The 21,547-nt window shown below is 63.5% G+C and carries 17 protein-coding genes; 5 read left to right on the forward strand and 12 right to left on the reverse strand.

Features of this window, described 5'->3' with window-relative positions; translation table 11 throughout:
• Positions 1-68: 68 nt before the first annotated feature.
• From F3H26_RS09625 to acs, 7 genes are all read right to left on the reverse strand, one after another.
• Complete coding sequence (locus F3H26_RS09625) at positions 69-1,481, reverse strand: 3'-5' exonuclease (RefSeq protein ID WP_149775847.1); 1,413 nt, start codon at positions 1,479-1,481, stop codon at positions 69-71.
• A gap of 2 nt (positions 1,482-1,483) precedes the next feature.
• Complete coding sequence (locus F3H26_RS09630) at positions 1,484-2,002, reverse strand: hypothetical protein (protein WP_149775848.1); 519 nt, start codon at positions 2,000-2,002, stop codon at positions 1,484-1,486.
• A gap of 31 nt (positions 2,003-2,033) precedes the next feature.
• The gene (locus F3H26_RS09635; RefSeq protein WP_149775849.1) at positions 2,034-3,857 is read right to left on the reverse strand and encodes a DUF294 nucleotidyltransferase-like domain-containing protein; all 1,824 of its coding nucleotides are present in this window, start codon (positions 3,855-3,857) and stop codon (positions 2,034-2,036) included.
• A gap of 108 nt (positions 3,858-3,965) precedes the next feature.
• Positions 3,966-5,750 carry a sodium:solute symporter family protein gene (locus F3H26_RS09640; RefSeq protein ID WP_149775850.1) on the reverse strand — a complete coding sequence of 595 codons (1,785 nt, stop codon included), beginning with the start codon at positions 5,748-5,750 and terminating at the stop codon, positions 3,966-3,968.
• A gap of 15 nt (positions 5,751-5,765) precedes the next feature.
• Positions 5,766-6,050 (reverse strand): DUF4212 domain-containing protein, encoded by a 285-nt coding sequence (locus F3H26_RS09645; RefSeq protein ID WP_149775851.1) that lies wholly within the window; start codon positions 6,048-6,050, stop codon positions 5,766-5,768.
• A gap of 170 nt (positions 6,051-6,220) precedes the next feature.
• Positions 6,221-6,904: an adenylate kinase gene (locus tag F3H26_RS09650; RefSeq protein WP_149775852.1), complete on the reverse strand. Its 684-nt coding sequence runs from the start codon at positions 6,902-6,904 to the stop codon at positions 6,221-6,223.
• A 7-nt stretch (positions 6,905-6,911) separates the two neighbouring features.
• A complete protein-coding gene (gene acs / locus F3H26_RS09655; RefSeq protein ID WP_149775853.1) occupies positions 6,912-8,876 on the reverse strand; it encodes an acetate--CoA ligase in 1,965 nt (654 codons plus the stop codon).
• 429 nt (positions 8,877-9,305) lie between these two features.
• On the opposite strand from acs, the gene F3H26_RS09660 reads away from it, so the two are divergent.
• From F3H26_RS09660 to F3H26_RS09670, 3 genes are read left to right on the forward strand one after another with little or no spacing between them, the layout of a single operon-like run.
• Positions 9,306-10,322, forward strand: coding sequence for a C4-dicarboxylate TRAP transporter substrate-binding protein (locus tag F3H26_RS09660; RefSeq protein WP_149775854.1), 1,017 nt, complete (start codon positions 9,306-9,308; stop codon positions 10,320-10,322).
• A gap of 56 nt (positions 10,323-10,378) precedes the next feature.
• Entirely contained in the window at positions 10,379-11,008 is a 630-nt protein-coding gene (locus F3H26_RS09665; protein ID WP_149775855.1) for a TRAP transporter small permease subunit, read from the forward strand.
• A gap of 3 nt (positions 11,009-11,011) precedes the next feature.
• Entirely contained in the window at positions 11,012-12,415 is a 1,404-nt protein-coding gene (locus tag F3H26_RS09670) for a TRAP transporter large permease (RefSeq protein ID WP_149775856.1), read from the forward strand.
• 258 nt (positions 12,416-12,673) lie between these two features.
• On the opposite strand, the gene F3H26_RS09675 is transcribed toward F3H26_RS09670, so the two are convergent.
• Genes F3H26_RS09675 through rocF form a run of 3 tightly spaced genes read right to left on the reverse strand, consistent with a single transcriptional unit; the run spans position 12,674 to position 15,565 of the window.
• A complete protein-coding gene (locus tag F3H26_RS09675) occupies positions 12,674-13,714 on the reverse strand; it encodes an ornithine cyclodeaminase (protein ID WP_149775857.1) in 1,041 nt (346 codons plus the stop codon).
• 10 nt (positions 13,715-13,724) lie between these two features.
• Positions 13,725-14,645, reverse strand: a complete 921-nt coding sequence (gene ctlX, locus F3H26_RS09680; RefSeq protein ID WP_149775858.1) for a citrulline utilization hydrolase CtlX — start codon at positions 14,643-14,645, stop codon at positions 13,725-13,727.
• Complete coding sequence (rocF, locus tag F3H26_RS09685; protein WP_149775859.1) at positions 14,645-15,565, reverse strand: arginase; 921 nt, start codon at positions 15,563-15,565, stop codon at positions 14,645-14,647. The genes ctlX and rocF overlap by 1 nt, the downstream gene beginning before the upstream one ends.
• 86 nt (positions 15,566-15,651) lie before the next feature.
• Here rocF and F3H26_RS09690 point away from each other — a divergent pair, with 86 nt between their 5' ends.
• Positions 15,652-16,080 carry an Lrp/AsnC family transcriptional regulator gene (locus tag F3H26_RS09690; RefSeq protein ID WP_005983707.1) on the forward strand — a complete coding sequence of 143 codons (429 nt, stop codon included), beginning with the start codon at positions 15,652-15,654 and terminating at the stop codon, positions 16,078-16,080.
• A 94-nt stretch (positions 16,081-16,174) separates the two neighbouring features.
• Positions 16,175-18,784, forward strand: coding sequence for a bifunctional lysylphosphatidylglycerol flippase/synthetase MprF (gene mprF, locus F3H26_RS09695; RefSeq protein WP_188127737.1), 2,610 nt, complete (start codon positions 16,175-16,177; stop codon positions 18,782-18,784).
• Between the two features lie 3 nt (positions 18,785-18,787).
• On the opposite strand, the gene F3H26_RS09700 is transcribed toward mprF, so the two are convergent.
• Complete coding sequence (locus tag F3H26_RS09700; protein WP_149775860.1) at positions 18,788-20,380, reverse strand: efflux transporter outer membrane subunit; 1,593 nt, start codon at positions 20,378-20,380, stop codon at positions 18,788-18,790.
• A gap of 2 nt (positions 20,381-20,382) precedes the next feature.
• Entirely contained in the window at positions 20,383-21,528 is a 1,146-nt protein-coding gene (locus tag F3H26_RS09705; RefSeq protein WP_149775861.1) for an HlyD family secretion protein, read from the reverse strand.
• Between the last annotated feature and the right edge of the window lie 19 nt (positions 21,529-21,547).

Consider the following 21,547-nt stretch of genomic DNA (forward strand, 5'->3'; position numbering starts at 1 on the left):
CCGGGCACGGGGTGCCATGCCACGGCGAATTTGTCCACGAAAAGCTGTCTCGCGTTCGACAGGTCGGGTCAGTTCAGGTCTTCCAGCAGCCGACCGTGCTTGCGGGTTTCCGCGATCACGTCCCCGAAGGTCCGCATGCCGCGCGCGGCCAGCATCGGCAGCATGCGCACCAACGCTTCAGCGGTCGCAACCGCATCCCCCAAGGCCGTATGACGGAGCGTCTCGGGGATTTCCACGCCAAGCCTTTCGCACAATGCGTCGAGCGTATGGGTTTCGCTGGCGCCGAACAGAACCGCCGACAGCAGAACCGTGTCAAGAATCGGGTGATCCCACTCGACCTGCATCCGCTTGGCGTGACGGCGCAGAAACGCCATGTCGAAGGGGGCGTTGTGCGCAACGATCACCGCGTCGCGGGCAAAATGGTGGAACTTGCGGCCGGCGGTCACGATATCTGGCGCGTCCTGCACCATGTGGTCACTGACCTTGTGAACCTTGGTCGAAGCGGGTGGGATCGGAATGCCCGGATTGACCAGCGTGTCGAACTGCTCGCCCTCGACGATGCGCCCCTTGACGACACGGACGGCGCCGATCTGCACGATCTCGTCCTTGTGCGGCAGCAACCCGGTGGTTTCGGTGTCGAAGACCACAAAGCACAGTTGCGACAGGGGGCGGTTTTCAAAGGCCTCGTCGCCGGGGGTGTCCAGAAGGTCGAAATCATAGACCAGAGGGCGCGCGGCCTCGGGCGGGATGCGGGCGACGCTGTCCTCGAAGATCAGCATGTAGCCCGGCGCGTCGCCCAGCGGCTTCATGCGTGCGGTATAGGTCTGCCGCCCGTCCACGCTGGCCAGGGTGCAATAGACATCCATGCCGGCTTTCGCCAGCTTCTCGTAGGCGTCCAGCAAGGGTTTCCGCTCGAGATAGTCGAACAGCGAGGCGTTCAGGCGGGGATGGGCAATCTGCGCCAGAACCTCGGCGGCCTGCGCATCATACAGAACGATCTGGTGGTTTGGCCCCGCGAGCAGCATCGCGACAGGGATCTCGGACAAAAGCTCGGTCAGACGTTCCTTCTCTGACGCGAGATGCGCGGTTTCAGCAGCCACAGCCTCGGCCGTGGACAGGGCGGTGCTGGCCAGTCGTTCGGCAAGGCTGGCGGCGGCGGGGGCCAGATCACCCAAATAGCGTGCCGCCTGCAGGTCGAGATCGGTATCCACTCCCGCATGTGCACGTGCGCGCAGCTGCGCCGACAGGCGTTCGATCGGTTTGGCCACGTTGTCGTCGAACAGCAGCCAGACACCGGCGACCAGCCCCAGAAAGCCAAACGAGATCAGCAGGCCGCTGAACACGAAGGCGCTGGCCATGTCCGCGGTGTCGGCCCGGCGCAGCCCCAGCCACAGGGCGATCACGGTGATGGCGATGCCTCCCGCGGCAAGCAGGCAGAAGAACAGAAAAATTCTCAGGCGCAGGCTCAGGCGGGTCAGCATGGTCAGGCTCCGCAGGTGGCAGACACGACGGGATCATCCGGGCCAACGGGCACCCAATCGGCACCGACCAGACGCCCGTCATCCGAGAACTCGGCCCCATCCGCCAGACTTGCCCGGCTGTGCTCGGCGCAGTTCACCGCGATTGGCATCTTGGATACCGGCGCCCAGCGGCCAAAGAAGTACAGGTCGATCAGGCGCTGATCCGGCACCTGCGCATTGGTCCGCAGCGAGGCCGTATCGACGGCCGCAAACCGGTCGACATAGGGCACCGCATAGGTCCAGGGGCGATAGAGCGCGCGGCTTTCGACCTCTTGCACGACGGTCAGGCCCTCGGGCAGGGCGTCACGGGTGCGGTCGTACCAGGAATACTCGCTGATGATCGTGACCGCGATCATGCCCAAACCGGCCGCAACCGGAGCCGACCATTTCGGCAGGCGGCCACCGGTCAGCCGGTTCAGCCCCATCACGAGGCCCGCGATGGCAAAACCCGCGAAAATCGTGCCGATCAGCTCAAGAAACATCTTCCTCTTCCGTTCTTCCTGGCCTGGGTCTTTACCCCAGCATCCCTTTGCCGTGCCCGACCGCGGATTGCATCGTCTTTACCACGACAAACGCGTCCCGAAGATGACTTCGCTCAAAGTCCGACAGTTCCGACGGCGCAAGATAGTTGTCGGGCTTGTCGCCATTCCTGATCTGTTTGACCTGATGGTTCAACCGGGTTTCCGCGATCAGGTCATAGGCATCCAGCAGGTCCCGCGCGCCTGACGGGCTCAGCACGCCCGCGGCCTCGGCGGCCTTGAGGCGCGCGCGGGTGTTCACCCCGGTCAATTCACCCTGCAGGCTGTAGATGCGGCCCAGATCGACCACGGGAACCACGCCGTTGTGCTTGAGGTCCAGCGTGTTGCGATGCTCGCCCGAGCGGATCGTGGCGATCCCGCGCAGCAGGCCCAGCGGCGGCGTGTGCTTCAGAGAATTCGAGATCATGTGCGCGACGAAGATCGAATTCGCCCGCGCCGCGCGCAGGGTTTCGGCCTGCAGGTCGGAAAACAGCTCGAACCGGCCACCGATGGGGCGCAGGTCGAACATGACCGAGGCCAGCATCTGCGCCTCGGGGTTGGGCTTGGCGATCCAGCCGTTGAAATAGTCGCGCCAGACCCGGACCGGCTGCCGCCAGCGCGGATTGGTCGCCATCATGTCGCCGGGGCAATGGAAATACCCGCAGCTATCCAGCCCGTCGGACACGAATTTGGCCAGCGCCTCGAAATAGGGCAGGTCGGCATCGGTGACGCTGTCATCCAGCATCAGGCAATTGTCCTGATCGGATACGCCCGTCTGCTCCTGCCGGCCTTGCGAGCCGCAGGCCAGCCACAGATAGGGCACGGGCGCCGGGCCGAGGTCGCGTTCGGCCAGCGCCAGCAACCGGCGCGTTGCGGCGTCGGCAATGTCGGTGATCAGGCGGGTGACGATCTCGTGCCGGTTGCCCGCCGCCACCAGTTGAACCAACAGGTTCGGGATCTCGGCCGTGACCGCGGCCATCTCGGTCGCCGACCCGGCTTGCGCGATGCGGCCGACCAGTTCGGCCGAGCTGACGGCCTGGAACCGGGTCAGGTCGGTCTGGGTGACGATTCCGACCAGACGCCCGCCCTCGGTGATGGGAATATGGCCGATGCCGCGTTCCAGCATCGCGTGCAGCACGTCCGAGCCGATGTCGCCGGGCGACAGGGTCAGCGGGTCCGGGGTCATGATCTGTGACACCGGGGTCGTCGGGGGCAGGGCGCCCGCCACGACCTTGCCCGACAGGTCCCGAACCGTGGCAATGCCGCGCAACGCGCCGCGCTGGGTGATGCAGACCGACGAAATGCCCCGGTCGCGCATCAGGCACGCGGCGTCCTGAACGCTCGTTTCCGGGGTGCAGGTGGCCGGCTTGCGCGCCATCAGAGTCTCGACCCGCGTGGTGGCCAGCGATTGCTGTTCGGGCCGCGCCGGGCGGGCCCGGTTGAAGAATTTGGCGACAACGACGTGACGCTTGAGCAGATCGGAAAACAGGTCGGAGGGGATGATCAGCAGAACCGAGGGCGCGTCAGCCGTGGCCGTGGTCACCGCGCGCCCGTCGCGCATCAGACCACGCTCGCCGAACGAGTTGCGCAGGCCCAGATGGGAAACAACCGCGCCGTTTTCGTCGGTGATCTCGACCTGGCCTTCGTAGATGATGAACAGGCCGGGCAACCGCGTGCCGCGGTGATAGATGACGGTGCCCTTTGCGATCTCGCGCGCTTCGATCCGGGCGGCGATGTCGGCCAGTTCCTCGACCGGCAGCGCGTCGTAGGGGTGCACGGATTTCAGGAATCGGGTGATCTGATCAGGTGAAAGCGCCATGGGTTCGCCCGTTCGCTTGAATGAAAAGCCCCGCCCGGGGTTCAGCCGGGCGGGAAAAGTTGGTCGAGGGAAACGGCCCGTGATGGATCATCGCGGACCGCATCCGGCTCAGTGGTCCTGAGCCGCGCCCGCACCACGGGGAATGCGCACGCTTTCGACCAGATCCTTGATCTCCTGCGGGGTTTCCTTGGTCATGCCGGCCACCACATAGGCGACGGCGAAGTTGACCATGGCGCCGATCGCACCGAACGAGGTCGATTTGATCGGACCCAGCAGCGGGTCTGCATCGGTGAACGAGTTGGTGCCCGGAATGAACAGCCAGCCCTTGTGCAGGAAGATGTAGACCAGGGTGACGGTCAGACCAGCCAGCATGCCCGCGACCGCGCCGGTGTTGTTGATGCGGGTCGAGAAGATCCCCATCATCAGCGCCGGGAAGATCGAGGCCGCCGCCAGACCGAAGGCCAACGCCACGGTCTGCGCCGCAAAGCCCGGAGGGTTGAGGCCCAGATAGGTGGCAACCACGATGGCCACGGCCATTGCGATCCGCGCCGCCAGAAGCTCGCCCTTTTCCGAGATGTTCGGGTTGATCGAGCCCTTGATCAGGTCATGCGACACCGCCGACGAGATCGCCAGCAACAGGCCCGCAGCGGTCGACAGAGCCGCCGCCAGACCACCGGCCGCGACCAGACCGATCACCCAACCCGGCAGGTTGGCGATTTCGGGGTTGGCCAGAACCAGGATATCGCGGTTGAACTTGGTCAACTCGTTGCCGACCCAGCCTTTTTCTTCGGCAAGCGCCTGCATTTCGGCGTTCTGATCGTTGTAGTACTGGATCTTGCCGTCGCCGTTCTTGTCTTCCCAGTCCAGCAGGCCGGTTTTCTGCCATGTGGCCATCCAGTCATAGCGCGCGTCATTGTCGATCTGATCGACGGTGACGGCGCCGCCTTCGATGCCGCCGTTGGGCCACATCATGTCGGTGATGTTCAGACGGGCCATGGCGCCAACCGCGGGGGCGGTCAGGTACAGCAGCGCGATGAACACCAGCGCCCAACCGGCCGACCAGCGGGCGTCCGACACTTTGGGAACGGTGAAGAAGCGCATGATGACGTGGGGCAGGCCAGCGGTACCGATCATCAGCGACAGGGTGAACAGAACCATGTTCAGCGTGTTCGCGTGATGGGTCGTGTATTCGGCAAAGCCCAGCTCGGCCACGATGGCATCCAGCTTGGTCAGCAGCGGCTCACCGCCGGCGGTGTCTCCGAACAGGCCCAGGGCCGGGATCGGGTTGCCGGTCAGCTGCAGCGAGATGAAGATCGCAGGAATGGTGTATGCGGTGATCAGCACGCAGTATTGGGCGACCTGGGTGTAGGTCACGCCCTTCATGCCGCCGAACACCGCATAGGCGAACACGACGCCCGCGCCGATCAGCAGACCGGTGGTGTTCGACACCTCCAGGAACCGGCCAAAGGCCACGCCCACGCCGGTCATCTGGCCGATCACATAGGTGACCGAGGCCACGATCAGACAGATCACCGCCACGACGCGCGCGGTCTGGCTGTAGAAGCGATCGCCGATGAACTCGGACACGGTGAACTTGCCGAACTTGCGCAGATAGGGCGCAAGCAGCAGCGCCAGCAGCACGTAGCCGCCGGTCCAGCCCATCAGGAACGAGCTGTTGTCATAGCCGGTAAAGGCAATCAGGCCCGCCATCGAGATGAACGAAGCCGCCGACATCCAGTCAGCCGCCGTGGCCATGCCGTTGGTGACCGGGTGAACGCCGCGACCGGCGGCGTAGAATTCCGACGTGGACCCCGCGCGGGCCCAGATCGCGATGCCGATGTAGAGCGCGAACGACGCGCCCACGAACAGCAGGTTGATGGTAAACTGATCCATTGTCCCCTGGCTCCCTTATTCTTCGTCGACGCCGTATTCGGCATCCAGTTTGTTCATGCGCCAGGCGTAGAAGAAGATCAGCGCCAGAAAGACCAGGATCGAGCCTTGCTGCGCGAACCAGAAGCCCAGATCGGTACCGCCGACGGCGATGCCCGACAGCATCGGGCGCAGCAGAATGCCGAACCCGAACGACACCAGCGCCCAGATGACCAGGCTGATGTAGATGAGACGCAGGTTTGCCTGCCAATAGCCCTTGCCGGCTTCGGCAGTCTGCGCGGAGTTTGTTGAATGATCCGCCATTGCGGTTTCCTCCTTGCTTCCTCCTGGGTGGTCCGTTGCCCTTGTCCTCCGAAACGCCGGGCCACCCTTCGATTGGGCCTGACCGCCGGGGGCGGCGGCAGGCAAAGCTCCTCTGGTCCGCCAGGGCGGTTCCAGTGAAGAAACGTAATTTGGGGGCTTGCCTGTCCCCTTTAGCGCATCGCCTCCCCCACGATGCCTTCCAGACCGCGGGCGATCTCGTCGATCTGACCCATGGCATTCAGCCGCTTCAACACGCCCTGACGCTGGTAGTAGTCGATCAGGGGCGCGGTCTGTTCGTGATAGGCCGCCAGCCGCGAGGCGACGGTTTCCGCGTTGTCGTCGGCACGCCGGCTGAAGGCAGTGCCGCCGCACTTGTCGCAGACGCCTTCGACCTTTGGCTGCTTGAACTGGTCGTGATAGCCCTCGCCGCAATTGGCGCAGGTATAGCGGCCGGCGATCCGGGCCACCATCTCGGCGTCTTCCACGTCGAGGCTGATGGCGGCGTTCACCTTCTGACCGTTTTCCGACAGCAGTTTGTCCAGCGCCTCGGCCTGCACCGTGGTGCGCGGAAACCCGTCAAGGATGACGCCGCGCGCGCAGTCGGGCTCGGCCAGGCGGTCGCGCAGGATCGCGATGACGATGTCGTCACTGACCAGGCCACCGGCCTCCATCACCGCCTTGGCGGCTTTGCCGGCCTCGGTTCCGGCGGCCACGGCGGCGCGCAGCAGGTCGCCGGTGCTCAGTTGCACCAGACCGAATTTTTCCTCGAGCATGCGCGCCTGCGTGCCCTTCCCGGCGCCCGGAGGGCCGAGAAGGATCAGGACGGCGGGCTTGGTGATCGTATCAGCCTGCATCACGCCCTCACTTGTTCGCGCGGTTTTCGATCAGGTCTTCGACCACAGAAGGGTCGGCCAGGGTCGAGGTGTCGCCCAGCGAGCCGAAGTCGTTCTCGGCGATCTTGCGCAGGATGCGGCGCATGATCTTGCCCGAGCGCGTCTTGGGTAGGCCCGGGGCCCACTGGATCACGTCGGGGCTGGCGATCGGGCCGATCTCGGTGCGGACCCACTGGCGCAGTTCCTTGCGCAGTTCCTCCGAGGGCTCGCGGTCGTTCATCAGGGTGACGTAGCAATAGATGCCCTGACCCTTGATGTCGTGCGGATAGCCCACCACGGCGGCCTCGGCCACGGCCGGATGCGCCACCAGCGCGCTTTCGACCTCGGCGGTGCCCATCCGGTGGCCCGAAACGTTGATCACGTCATCGACGCGGCCGGTGATCCAGTAGTCGCCATCCTCGTCGCGGCGGCAGCCGTCGCCGGTGAAGTAGTACCCCTTATAGTCCGAGAAATAGGTCTTCTCGAACCGCTCATGGTCGCCCCAGACGGTGCGCATCTGGCCCGGCCAGCTGTCCTTGATGCACAGAACGCCTTCGACTCCGTTGCCGTTGATCTCGACGCCCGACTGCGGGTCCAGAACGACGGGCTGGACGCCAAAGAAGGGCTTCATCGCCGAGCCGGGTTTGGTCGCATGCGCGCCGGGCAGGGGGGTCATCATGTGGCCGCCGGTCTCGGTCTGCCACCAGGTGTCGACGATCGGGCATTTCCCCTTGCCGACGACCTCGTGATACCAGGTCCAGGCCTCGGGGTTGATGGGCTCACCTACGGTTCCCAGGATGCGCAGGCTGGACAAGTCGCATTTCTCGACGAACTCGTTGCCCTGACCCATCAGCGCGCGGATCGCGGTGGGGGCGGTGTAGAACTGGTTGACCTTGTGCTTTTCGCAGACCTGCCAGAACCGCGACGCGTCAGGATAGGTCGGCACGCCTTCGAACATCAGCGTGGTTGCGCCATTGGCCAGCGGGCCGTAGACGATATAGCTGTGGCCGGTGACCCAGCCCACGTCGGCGGTACACCAATAGATGTCGCCGTCATGGTAATCGAAGGTGATCTCGTGCGTCATCGAGGCATAGACCAGGTAGCCGCCGGTGGTATGCACCACGCCTTTGGGCTGGCCGGTCGAACCCGAGGTATAGAGGATGAACAGAGGATCTTCAGCGTTCATCTCGGCCGGCGCACAGTAGTCGTCGGCCTCCAGCGCCATTTCGTTGTAGTCAAAGTCGCGCCCGTCGATCCAGGTGGTCTGGCCGCCGGTGCGCTTGACCACCAGGCATTTCACCGTGTCCTTGCAGTGCAGCAGGGCGGCGTCGGCGTTCGACTTCAGCGGAGTCTTGCGGCCGCCGCGCGGCGCCTCGTCGGCGGTGATGATGACCTTGGCGTCGCAGCCGTTGATCCGGGCCGCCAGCGCGTCGGGCGAGAAGCCGGCAAACACGATCGAGTGGATCGCGCCGATGCGGGCACAGGCCAGCATGGCATAGGCGGCCTCGGGGATCATCGGCAGATAGATCACCACCCGGTCGCCCTTGCGCACGCCCATCGATTCAAGAATGTTGGCCATCCGGCAGGTGCGGCGGTGCAGCTCGGCATAGGTGATGTGCTGGGCTTCGTCATTCGGATCATCCGGTTCCCAGATGATCGCGGTCTGATCGCCGCGGGTCTTCAGGTGACGGTCCAGGCAGTTGGCCGAGACGTTCAGCGTGCCGTCGGCATACCAGTTGATGCTGACCGAACCGAAATCGTAGTTGACGTCCTTGACCTTGGTATAGGGCTTGATCCAGTCGATCCGCTTGCCGTGCTCACCCCAGAATGCCTCAGGGTCGCTGACCGACTCTTCATACATCCGGGCGTATTTTTCGGCGTCCACATGGGCGCGGGCGACGGTTTCGGCGGATGGCGGATAAACCTTGGTTTCTGCCTGGGCAGCGCTGGTCATACTGAGGCTCCTCCCTCTGACTGGATTTCGTGCGGATCAGAATTGCCCGATCTCTGGGCAGTGTCGATCCAGTTCCTCCCTTGGCGGGATAATACGGAATCGGGAAAAGAAAGAAATAAATTGCCGTAATCGCAGGATTTGTTTGTAAACAATTTTCTGAGAGCAGTCGAAACGTGTAAAGTTTGGGTTGACCTTCCAGGTCGAAGAGCGTGAAAAACAACAAGATGTGTCCAGTGACTTTGTAAATGAGCCCATTGTGCAGTCTCTTCCCGCCATGGGGTCGCCTGCACAGGCGCATTTCCCGCACGGCGTGTCCATGGCCTGACAGCCGAGGTGCAGGCCGGATCGGGGGCTTGGCACATTCGCATGTTGGCGCTAGCTTGACCCCCAAGCGCCCCGGGAGGGGGTGTGCCAAAGGGAGAGATCATAATGAACAAGATGTTGAGCGGCGCAGCGATCGCCGCCCTGGCCGTGTCTTTCGTGACCGAAGCGGCGGCGACGGAATGGAACGCCTCGGTCTGGGGCAAGCGCCGCGCCTTCACCGAACATGTGGAAAAGCTGGCCGAACTGGTCAGCGAGAAAACCGACGGCGCCTTCACCATCAACGTCAGCTATGGCGGCCTGTCCAAACCCAAGGAAAACCTGGATGGGATCGAGATCGGCGCCTTCGAGATGGCCCAGTTCTGCGCAGGTTATCACCGCGACAAGAACCGCGCGATCACGGTGCTGGAACTGCCGTTCCTGGGCGTGAACACGCTGGACGAAGAAGTCGCGGTCAGCCACGCGGTGTACGCGCACCCTGCGGTGCAGGAAGAAATGGCACAGTGGAATGCGCGTATCCTCATGACTTCGCCGATGCCGCAGTACAATCTGGTCGGCAAGGGCGAGCCGCGCGACGAGCTGTCGGAGTTCGAAGGCATGCGCGTGCGCGCGACCGGCGGCATCGGCAAGGCGTTCGAAGCGGTGGGCGCGGTGCCCACGTCGGTTCCGGCCACCGAGGCCTACAACGCTATGCAGTCCGGCGTCGTCGATACCGTGGCTTTCGCCCAGCATGCGCATCTGTCCTTCGGCACCATCAACGAGGCCGATTGGTGGACCGCGAACCTGAACCCCGGCACGGTGAATTGCCCGGTCGTGGTGAATATCGACGCCTACGAGGCGCTGCCGCCGGAACACCGCGAGGCGCTGGACAGCTCGATCGACGAAGCCATCGCGCATTACCTTGCCAACTATGGCGAGCTGCTCAAGAAGTGGGACAGCGTTCTGGAAGAGAAGGGTGTGCAGAAGGTGATGATCGACGACGCGGTCCTGGCCGAGTTCCGCGCCAAGGCGGCCGACCCGATCCGCGAACAGTGGATCGCCGACATGTCGGCCCAGGGTCTTCCGGCGCAAGAGCTGTATGACCTGGTGCAATCCACGCTCAAGCAGCAGCGCGGCGGCAACTGACGCCACTGACCGGGGGCGCATCGCCCCCGGTTTTTTTCCAGATAGGGGACGACCGGATGGCAGGACAGGCCACGGTGCTGGAAGACGGCAGTCTGCTCAGCCGTCTTGATCGGCATTTGTTGAAACTCGAACGGTTCCTGGCTTTGCTCAGCGGGCTGGCCGTTTTCGGATTGATGGTTCTGGCGGTGATTTCCGTCGGTGGTCGCAATGCGATCAATGCGCCGCTGCCGGGCTATGTCGACTGGATCGAACAGGCCATGCCGCTGATCGCCTTCCTTGGGATCTCGTTTGTGCAGCGCGAGGGCGGGCATATCCGTATGGACATCGCTATCGCACGCCTGCACGGTCGGGCACTGTGGCTGTTCGAACTTGTCTCGGTCGTTCTGATCCTTTTGCTGATGGCCGCGTTGGTCTGGGGTAGTTGGGCACATTTCGACCGGTCCTTCGATCTCGGCGCCCCGATGTGGAGCCGCGACAGTTCAATCGACATCGGCATCCCGATCTGGCCCGCAAAGCTGTTGGCGCCCGTTGCGTTCTCCGTCCTTTGCCTGCGGCTGTGTCTGCAGATCTGGGGCTATGGGCGCGCCTTCGTGCTGGGCCTTGATGCGCCTGCGGCGGTTCCGATGATTCAGGATGTGGCCGCGCAGGCCGCGGCCGAAGCCGAGCAGTTTGAGAAGCGGGACTGACACATGGACACGATTGACATCGGCCTCTGGGTCACGGGCGGTCTGCTGGTTCTGGTGGTTGCCGGAATGCGTGTGGCCTTCGCCGCCGGTTTGGCGGGGCTTGTCGGGTTGGTTTGGGTCTTCTGGGCCAAGTTCGGCTATGATCCGGACCGGTTCGGCAAGGCGCTGACCGTCGCGGTCAAGACGGCCGGACAGGTGCCGCATTCCAAAGTGGCGTCGCACACGCTCAGCCTGATCCCTACCTTCATCCTGATCGGATACCTCGCCTACTACGCAGGGTTGACGCGTTCCCTGTTCGAGGCCGCCAAGCGCTGGATCGCCTGGGTGCCCGGCGGTCTGGCGGTGTCCACGGTCTTTGCCACCGCGGGTTTCGCTGCGGTATCGGGGGCTTCGGTGGCCACCTCGGCCGTATTCGCGCGCATCGCCATCCCCGAGATGCTGGAGGTCGGTTACAATAAACGTTTCGCGGCCGGCGTGGTGGCTGCCGGTGGAACGTTAGCATCGCTGATCCCGCCTTCGGCGATCCTGGTGATCTATGCAATCATCGTCGAACAGGACGTGGGCAAACTGCTCTTGGCCGGCTTCATTCCCGGAGCCTTCTCGGCCCTGGTCTACGGGATGTTGATCGTCGGCATCGCGATGGTTTTCAAGTCGGTCGGGCCTCCGGTAACGGGTTTCACCTGGAAGCAACGCTTTGCGGCGTTGCCGGGGGCCTTGCCGATCGTAGCAGTGGTCCTGATCATCATCTGCTTCGTCTACAACCCGTTCGGCGAAAAGGCGTGGGGAACACCGACCGAGGGCGGAGCCATCGGCGCATTCATCGTGTTCTGCTTCGCGGTTTTCAACGGCATGCGCTGGCAGCAACTGAAATCAGCGCTGCTGGAAACCGCCAAGCTGACGGCGATGATCTTCACGATCATCTGGGGTGTTCTGATCTATGTCCGGTTCCTTGGTTTTGCCGATCTGCCCGGCGCGTTCTCCGATTGGATCACGTCCTTGCACATGTCGCCCATGCTGATCCTGATCTGCATTTTGCTGGCTTACGCCGTGCTGGGCATGTTCATGGACGCGATCGGGATGCTCCTGCTGACACTGCCGGTTGTCTACCCGGCGGTCATGGCCCTGAACGGCGGAGAAGCGGTAAGCGCGGTCGACAGCACATTCGGCATGTCCGGACCGATGTGCGCGATCTGGTTCGGCATCTTGGTGGTCAAGATGGCCGAGTTCTGCCTGATCACCCCGCCAATCGGGTTGAACTGTTTCGTGGTGGCCGGTGTGCGCCCGGACCTGAGTGTTCAGGACGTGTTCAAGGGCGTGGCGCCGTTTTTTGTGGCCGATGCGGTCACGATAGCACTGCTGGTCGCGTTTCCGGCAATCGTTCTCTACTTGCCCTCTCTTGCCGGCTAGGGGGCTGCTGACTCAGCGGCGACTGACTGTATGTGCGAGGCTCTGCCTCGCGCTCCGGGATATTTTGGGCCAGATGAAGTTTGCGGTTTATCAGTCCACACATTTCCCACCTTTAGCGCGGACGGAAAGGGATGGAGTATCGGCATTCCATTCGAGTGCGAGACTTTTCATCTGGCCAGAAATATCCCGGGGGGATCGTCGAAGGCGATGGGGGCAGAGCCCCCGCTCAGCCCGCCGGCGAGACTGCGGCAAGGGGCTTCACTTGGCCCGCATCAGCATGCCGTAGAGATCGCGCGGATCGTCCGGGTCGGCCAGCATGTCCAGGGGCTCGAAGAACTCGGTCCCTTCGATCGCGCGCTTGACATAGCGCAGGGCCGAGAAGTCCTCGATCGCAAAACCGACGCTGTCGAACAGAGTGATCTGCCGGTCGTCACGGCGACCTTCGGCCTGACCGGTGATGACCCGCCACATCTCGGTGACCGGGTGGTCAGGGTCCAAGGCCTGAATTTCGCCTTCGATCCGGGTCTGCTCGGGGTATTCCACGAAAATGTCGGACCGCAGAAGAATATCGCGATGCAATTCGGTCTTGCCGGGGCAGTCGCCTCCGATCGCGTTGATGTGCACGCCTGGGCCGACCATGTTGTCGGTCAGGATGGTGGCATATTTCTTGTCGGCGGTGCAGGTGGTGATGATCTGCGCGCCCTCGATCGCCTCTTCGGCCGAGCGGCACGAAACCACCTTCAACCCGGTCCCTTGCAAGTTGGCCGCGCATTTCGCGGTGGCGGCGGGATCGATGTCATAAAGGCGAACGGTATCAATTCCGCACATGGCCTTGAAGGCCAGGCACTGGAACTCGGATTGCGCGCCATTGCCGATCATCGCCATCGTGGACGCATTCTTGGGGGCCAGGTACTTGCCGACAAGCGCCGAAGTGGCTGCGGTGCGCAGCGCGGTCAGCATCGTCATCTCGGTCAAGAGGGTCGGATAGCCGGTGTACACGTCCGCAAGCAAGCCGAACGCGGTGACGGTCTGCAGGCCTTCGGACGTGTTCTTGGGGTGGCCGTTCACATATTTGAACCCATAGGCCTCGCCGTCCGAGGTCGGCATCAGTTCGATCACACCGTGTGGCGAATGGGCCGGGATGCGCGGGGTCTTGTCAAAGCTCTCCCACCGTTTGAAGTCGTCCTCGATCTGGGCGGCGATCTCGGTGATCATTCGTTCGACACCGATGTGGTGGATCAGCCGCATCATGTTGTCGACGGATACGAAGGGAACAAGCGCCTTGTCGGAAGGTTGCATGGGGTCTCTCCTAGCGGCGTGACAGGTGGATGCCTGCGATCATGCAGCGCACCGACCCGCCGGCGGTTTCGATGGTGGGAACGGACAACGGCAGGGGCGTCGCGCTGTCCTGGATGATGTCGATCTGATCAGGGCGCAGCGCGGCCAAAGCCCGGCTCGACAACGCCAGAACCAGCCCGTCGCGGCCCGTCAGTTCGATGGCGTTGCCGGCAAATTCAGAGATCTGTTCGTGGGTCAGGTCGATCACCCTGCGGCCGGACTCCTCGAGCCGCGCCCGAACGGTCGCGCGCCGCTCGGGGTCGGTGATCATGTCCAGACAGATCAGGGCGTAATGCGTGCCGATCCCCATCAGCACATTGGTGTGATAGACATCGCGGCCCTGCGCGTCGCGGGCCTCGAAGGCGATGGGTTCATAGTTGAAATGGGTGCAGAACCGTTCCAGCAGCACCGGGTCGGCACGGTTGGATTTGACGGTATAGGCAATGCGCCCGACATGATCGAGCACCATCGCACCGGTGCCCTCCAGCGCGAGGTTGTCCTGCTCGAGCCCGGAATAGTCGATCACGTCCTGAACGCGATAGTCGCGTTTCAGCATCTCGATCACATCCATCCGACGTTCGCGCCGGCGCGAGGGAACGAACATCGGATAGATCGCCACGTGTCCGCCCGGATGGGTCGAGAACCAGTTGTTCGGAAACACGCTGTCGGGCGTGTCGTTGTCACCCAAATCGTCGAACACATGCACGGTCACGCCGGCGTTGCGCAGTTGCTCGACCGCGCGGTCATGCTCGTTGCGGGCGGCGGCCGAGGTCGCCTCGGCCGAGCGGTTGGCCAGCGTCTGGAACGCATTGTCGTCACGGGTTTCGGGGTTCGAGGCAAAGGCGTGTGGCCGGATCATGACTACCGCCGAAGGGGCCTGAAGGGAATGCATCAGAAGCTCCGGGTAATGCGGTCGAAGATGCGGCGGCCCAGCAGTGAGGCGGCCAGGTCGACCATCAGTTTCGCGGTGCGGCCGCGTTCATCAAGAAAGGGGTTCAGTTCGACCAGGTCCAGCGAGCAGACCAGCCCGCTTTCGTGCAGCAGTTCCATGACCAGATGCGCCTCGCGTTCGGTGGCGCCGCCGGGAACGGTGGTGCCGACGGCCGGCGCGATGGCGGGGTCCAGGAAATCCACGTCCAGCGAGACGTGCAGAATCCCGTTCGCGGCGCGCACGCGGTCCAGAAAGGCCATCAGCGGGGCCTTGATGCCGTGTTCGTCGATGCTGCGCATGTCGGCCAGCATGGCGCGGTCTTTCTCCAGCGCGGCGCGCTCGGCCGGATCGACCGAGCGCAGGCCGATCATGCCGACGCGGTCGGTCGAAACGGGGGCCGCCAGTGCAGGGAAGGCGTCGAACCCGGGCTGGCCGGTGAAATAGGCGACCGGCGTGCCATGCAGGTTGCCGCTGCCGGTGCTGTTGGGCGTGTGGAAATCGCTGTGCGCGTCCAGCCAAAGCACGAACAGCGGGCGCCCGATCTGCTGCGCATGGGCGGCCATGCCTGACACCGTGCCCATCGACAGGGCGTGGTCCCCGCCCATGAAGATCGGCACGCCCGTCGCTGCTGCGTCCCTTGCGGTGCGGGCCAATGCGCGGGTCCAGCCGACGCATTCGGGCAGGGCAAACAGGTGGTCATGTTCGGGCAGATCAACCGGGTCGGGCTGAACATTGCCCATGTCGGTGACGCTGTGTCCAAGATCCGCAAGGGCCTTGGCCAGCCCGGCAACGCGATAGGCGTCGGGCCCCATTCGGCAGCCCTGTCGCCGCTTGCCGGCATCCATCGGCACACCGACCAGAATGAGGTGTTTTCTATCCATGTGCCCATTTATCCGCGCAGCATGGGTTGCGGGAAGAGACCAAATTGCTCAAAAAGGAACAGGTATTTTCAATTTGGTAAGAAAACATGGACGATCTGGACAGTCGGCTGCTGAGCGCCCTTCACCGAGACGCACGGGCGTCTTTGTCGGAACTGGCCGAACTGCTGGGCGTCACTCGGACGACCGTGCGAAGCCGGCTGCAGCGGCTCAAGCAATCGGGCGAGATCGTGGGCTTTACCGTCCTGACCCGTCGGGACGTGGCGCAAAGCCCGGTGCGCGGGTTGATGATGCTGGAAATCGAAGGCCGCGGGACCGAGCGGATCATGGCCCGGATCGCGGCCATGCGGCAGGTGCGGGCGGTTCATTCCACCAATGGCAGCTGGGATCTGATCGCCGAGATCGGCACCGAGACCCTGGCCGAACTGGACGAGGTTCTGTTCCAGATCCGCCGCATCGAAGGCGTCACCCGGTCCGAGACCAACCTTCTGCTGTCCACCCGCAAGGGGCGGTATTAATCGGGCGCTTTGAGCCGGGCCAAACCTGTGCCAAGCTTCGCGGGCGGCTGCCACCGCTGAGGGGGCGGCGACCGGAACGGTGGGGAGGCGCAGGATGAGTACGGGCGAAACAGGCGAGCCACCCAATCCCGAACCGTGGGTTGCGCGGGTGACCGCCATGCTTGAAAAACCCGTGCTGCGGGTGGCGGTGCCCGTATTGGTGACCCTGATCGCGCTGACCGTTCTGCATGATCTGGCCGGGCATGTTCGTTGGTCTGATGTCAGGGCGGACATGGCGCAGACGCCATGGCGGGTGGTTGCACTGGCCGTGTTCTGGACGGCGTTCAGCTTCGTATCCTTGTCGCTGTATGACGTCTTTGCGGTTCAGAGCGTCGCCGAAGGCAAGGTTCCGCTGCGCGTTGCCGGCCTGGCCGGGGCCTGTGGCTATGCCGTGTCGAATTGCCTCGGCTTTTCCTACATCACCGGCACGGCGATCCGCTATCGGATCTATGCCTCGCTGGGCCTGGACCTGGGGCGCGTCGCGGCGGTGATCGCGACCTCGTGGGTGGCGTTCTGGATGGGGCTGGTGCTGATCCTGGGGGGGCTGCTGACCTTTCACCCGGACGGAATTGCCCAGGTGCTGCCCATCAGCGCGTCGGTTGAAACCGTGATCGGCCTTGGGTTGCTGGCGGGCTTTGCTGCGCTGTTCCTGTGGCTGTCTCACGGTGCCCGGCGCCTTTCGGTTGCGGGTTTCGGCTTCAACCTGCCGGGCGGCAGACTGGCCGGGCTTCTGACACTCGCGGCGGCCGGAGACCTGCTGGGCGCCTCGATGGTTCTGTATGTCCTGATGCCGGATGACCTGGGCGTCGGCTATCCGCTGTTCTTCACGATCTTCATCTGCGCCATCGCTGTCGGAATTCTCAGCCACGCCCCCGGAGGGCTTGGCTTGTTCGAGGCCACGTTGATCGCCGGGCTGGGGGCCTCGGGCCGGTCCGACGTGATCGCCGCCTTGCTGCTGTATCGGGTGATCTACACCTTTCTACCCTTTGCGATTGCCAGCTTGTCGATCGCCGTTGCAACCGCCCTTGCGCATCGCCGCCGGCTGGGGGGCGCGGCGACCTGGTTTTATCGCGCCATCCGTCCCATCGTGCCGATGGTGGCTGCCGGTATTGCGGCAGTGGCCGGTGTGGTTCTTCTGGTGTCCGGCACCTTGCCGGCCAGCTCGACGAAGCTGGGGATCCTGCGCGATGTTCTGCCCTTGTCCTTCGTCGAGGCATCGCATCTGGCCGGCAGCGCCATTGGCGTTCTGCTGCTGCTTGTGGCGCGGGGGCTGTACCGCAAGCTGTACCGGGCATGGATCGTGGCCATGATCCTGATGCTGGCCGGGTTCTTTGCGTCACTGGCCAAGGGGCTGGATACGCATGAGGCCATCGGAATGCTTGTAGCCATCGGTTTGTTGGCGCTGTTTCGGGGGGCTTTCTACCGGGTCAGCGGCGCATCCATCTTCCGACTGAACATTCCCTGGCTGGTCAGCCTGATCGCGTTGCTGGCGGTGATCTTCTGGATCGGGTTGTTCGCCTATTCCCATGTCGAATACGATAACGCATTGTGGTGGGAGTTTGCCTGGGATGGCGATGCCTCGCGGTTCCTGCGCTCCAGCATGGTGGTGGCGGTCATCGTCGGGGTGGTGGCCGTGAACTCGTTGTTCGGACGTACGATCCCCGCACGTCACCGCACCGAGATCCCTGCGGCGGTCGAACGTCTGGCGCTGGCCAGCGAAGACACCGAGGCGCAGATCAGCCTGACCGGCGACAAGCAGTTCCTGATCGCGCCGGATGAAAGCGCCTTTCTGGCCTATGCGGACACCGGCATCGCGCTGATCAGCAAGGGCGAGCCTGTCGGCGATGAGGCCGCCGGCCAGCAGCTGATCTGGCAGTTGCGCGAAATGGCCGATGCCGAAGGCAAGCTCTGCGCATTTTACAGCGTGTCCACCAAGTATCTGCCTACGTTTCTGGACCTCGGGCTGTCGATCCTCAAGATCGGTGAAGTCGCCCGCGTTCCGCTGAAGGACTTCACGCTGGGCGGCAAATCCCGCAAGCGGTTCCGTCAGGCCCGGAACCGGGCCGAGCGTGAAGGATATGTCTTCGAGATCATTCCCAAAGAACAGCTAGCACCAGTCCTGCCCGAGCTGCGCCAGATCTCGGATCACTGGCTGGAAGGCAAGGCGGGCGCGGAAAAGGGTTTTGCCCTGGGCGGGTTCGACGAACAGTATTTGTCCTATTTCGATCATGCGGTTCTGAAGAACGGCGCAACAGGCAAGATCGTGGCTTTTGCCAACCTGTTTCAGGGCGGCAACAAGTCGGAATTGTCGCTGGATCTGATGCGGTACGCGCCCGACTGCCCCAGCTTTGTCATGGACGCTCTGTTCGCCGAGATGATGAACTGGGGCGCCGGCCAAGGGTTTCATTGGTTCTCATTGGGGGCCGCGCCGTTTTCCGGGATCGAGAACCGGCAACTCGCCTCGCTCTGGAACCGGATCGGCGGCTTCGTGTACGAGCACGGCGAGCAGTTCTATCACTTCGAGGGTCTGCGCGCCTTCAAGCAGAAGTTCGACCCGGAGTGGAGCCCCAACTATCTTGCCAGCCCAGGCGGTCTGGCCGCGCCGCGCATCCTTTACGAGGTGAACATCCTGATCTCTGGAGGCCTGACGGGCCTGACGAAATAGCGCCTAGTTCAGACTCGCCCGTGTAGGGTCCTGCTGCAGCAGGTCACCCCAATCGGTGCGATAGGACATCTCGGCCAGTACGGTTTCCGGCAGGAATTCCTGGTTCTGACGGATCTGCCAGCCCCCGCCCAGCCCCTTGTAGACCGCGACCAGGTTCGACGACACCTGCTGGCGCGCCTCGATCAGATTGACCTGCGCGCGCAGAAGCGCGGTCTGCGTGTTCAGGACGCGGGAATAGTCGGCGATGCCGTCTTGATACTGGCTGACGGCGATGTCGGCGGCCTTGCGCGCCGCGTCCACGCTGCGTTGGTAGAGCGTCACCTGATTGCGCGCCTGGGCATAGGCGACCATGGCGCTTTCGACTTCGGAATAGGCGGTCAGCACGGTGTTCTGATAGTTGGCGATCAGCGCCTGATAGGCGGCGTCCTGCGCACGCACATTGTTCTTGATCCGCCCATAGTTCAGAACGTTCCAGACCACGCCGGCGCTGGCCAGACCCGTGGTGCTGTTGGAACTGAACAGGTCGCGCCCGCCCGACGCCTGCAGGCCGATCGAGCCGGACAGAATGAACTGTGGATACAGGTCCGCCATGGCGATGCCCACCTGCGCCGATTGCGTGGCCGCGGCCAGTTCGGCCGCGCGAACGTCGGGGCGGCGGCGCAGCAGTTCGGCCGGAACGCCGACGGCCACGTTCGACCGGGCCACCGGGATCCGCCCGGACGTTCCCAGAAGGCCGGTCATGCGCGACGGTGTCGTACCCAACAGTACCGCCAGCGCGTTCTTGGCCTGCTGCAGATCGCTTTCCAGCGTCGGCACCAGCGCCTTGGTGTTGTTCAGCAGGGCGGTGGACTCCTGCACATCCAATTCCGTCGTCACGCCATTGTTGAACCGCAACTGCGTCAGATCATTGGCTTCCTGCTGCAGCTTGATGTTCTCGCGCGCGACGGCCAGCGATTCCTGCAGCGCGCGGATGTTGATGTACAGCGCGGCCACATCGCCCGTCAGCGTCACCAGCGCATCGTCATAGTTGGCCACCTGCAGCGCCAGGTTCGACCGCGCCGCCTGCACCCCGCGTCGCTGCGCGCCCCAGACGTCCAGTTCCCACTGGGCGTCAAATCCCACCTGTGAAGTCGAAAACTCGGTATCCAGCGGAATGATCCGGTTGATATCGGCAATGGGACCGAGATTGTCGCTGATCCGGCGCCGCTCCAACGCGCCACCCACGGCCTGCGATTGCGGATAAAGTTCGCCGAAGGCGATGCCCAGTTGCGCGCGGGCCTGCAACACGCGCGCGCCTGCGACCTGAAGGGTCAGGTTCTGGGCGTAGGCCTCGGCCACCAGCTTGTTCAGGGTCGGGTCATTGAAGCTCTGCCACCATTTGACCACGGGGGCGCTGCGTGATGTCAGCCCGCTGGCCTGGCTGGCGCTGGGGCTGTTGGCCTCCATCCACTGTTTCACGACCGGCGAGTTGGGGCGCACGAAATCCGGCCCGACCGGGGTGCAGGCCAACAGCAACGCGGCGCTCAGCGCGGTGCCGATCAACATGCGGCGGCGGTTTGAGGGCCTGTGCGGATGGTCCGGGTTCATGTGTGTCATGCTCAGATATCCAACGGTCGGATGAAATTGGCGAAGGAATAGAGGCGGATGTTGATGCGCCGCAGAAACTCGAAGCTTTTGCCTTGCCCGGTATAGATGGCCACGGCCGCGTGCCCGCCGGCCGGGAAGGTGTGGCCTTCGGGAACGTCGACCGAAATCTGCACCGCGATGCGCCCGGGAATTTTGGGCAGCTCGAACCCCGGCAGGCGGCCGGAGGGCAGGTATTGCCCTTGCCGGGTGGCCCACCAGATGGCCTCGACCCTGCCGGTCAGAATTTCACCCGGATAGAGGTCCAGCGCGACTTCGACGGGCTGACCGGGTTCGACGAATTTCAGGTTCTGCTGGCGGTATGTTGCCAGGATATAGGGCGAGTCCTCGGTCACGAAGCTGGCGATGGCCCCAAGGCGGATATCACCGACCACAAGCCCGGGACGGGCCTGTTGCGAGACGATCATGCCGTTTTCAGGGGCGTAGATCGTCGTGTTGTCCAGGAAATACTGCGCCTCGGCCAGCTGCGCCTTGGCCTGAAGGATCCCGGTATTCACCCCGTCGATCTGTGATTCCTGCGCAAGCTGCGCCTTTTTCAGATTGGCCTCGGCCTGTTTGACGGCGGCCTGATCCTCGGTCACTTGCTCGTTCCAGCGATCCAGATCATCCTGGCGCGCGCCGCCGGCAGGCACCAGGTTTTCATAGCGCGCCTTCTGCGTCATCGCATAGGCCAGTTGGGCATTGGCGCGCTCCACCGCCTCGGTCGCGGCAATCACGTCCTGTTCCAGGATCTTGGCGTTCTGCTCGGCCGCCACCAGTTGCGCCTGCGCGTTCTGGACCGCCAGTTTGAATACCGTGTCATCGAACCGGTACAGCGGATCGCCCTTGGTGATGGGGGTGTTGGGTTCGATCAGAACTTCGGTCAGGATGGTCGGCTGGGTCAGCTTCGGCACGATCTGGATGGTGGACCGCACCACGTGGCCGTCGATCGAAAAAGGTTGGAAGAAACGCAGCGCGACAAGGAAGATCAGCAACAGATGGGCGCCGACCCAGAACGACACGATTCCCCAGACGATGTTGAACTTCAGCCACTGCGCCTTGAAGAATATGAACCAGACGAAGATGATGTAGAAAAGCGTGATGCCGAGGGCGACGAACATGGTGTTTTGGGTCCTTTGA

Source organism: Ruegeria intermedia (assembly GCF_900129345.1).
Classification (GTDB): Bacteria; Pseudomonadota; Alphaproteobacteria; order Rhodobacterales; family Rhodobacteraceae; genus Ruegeria; species Ruegeria intermedia.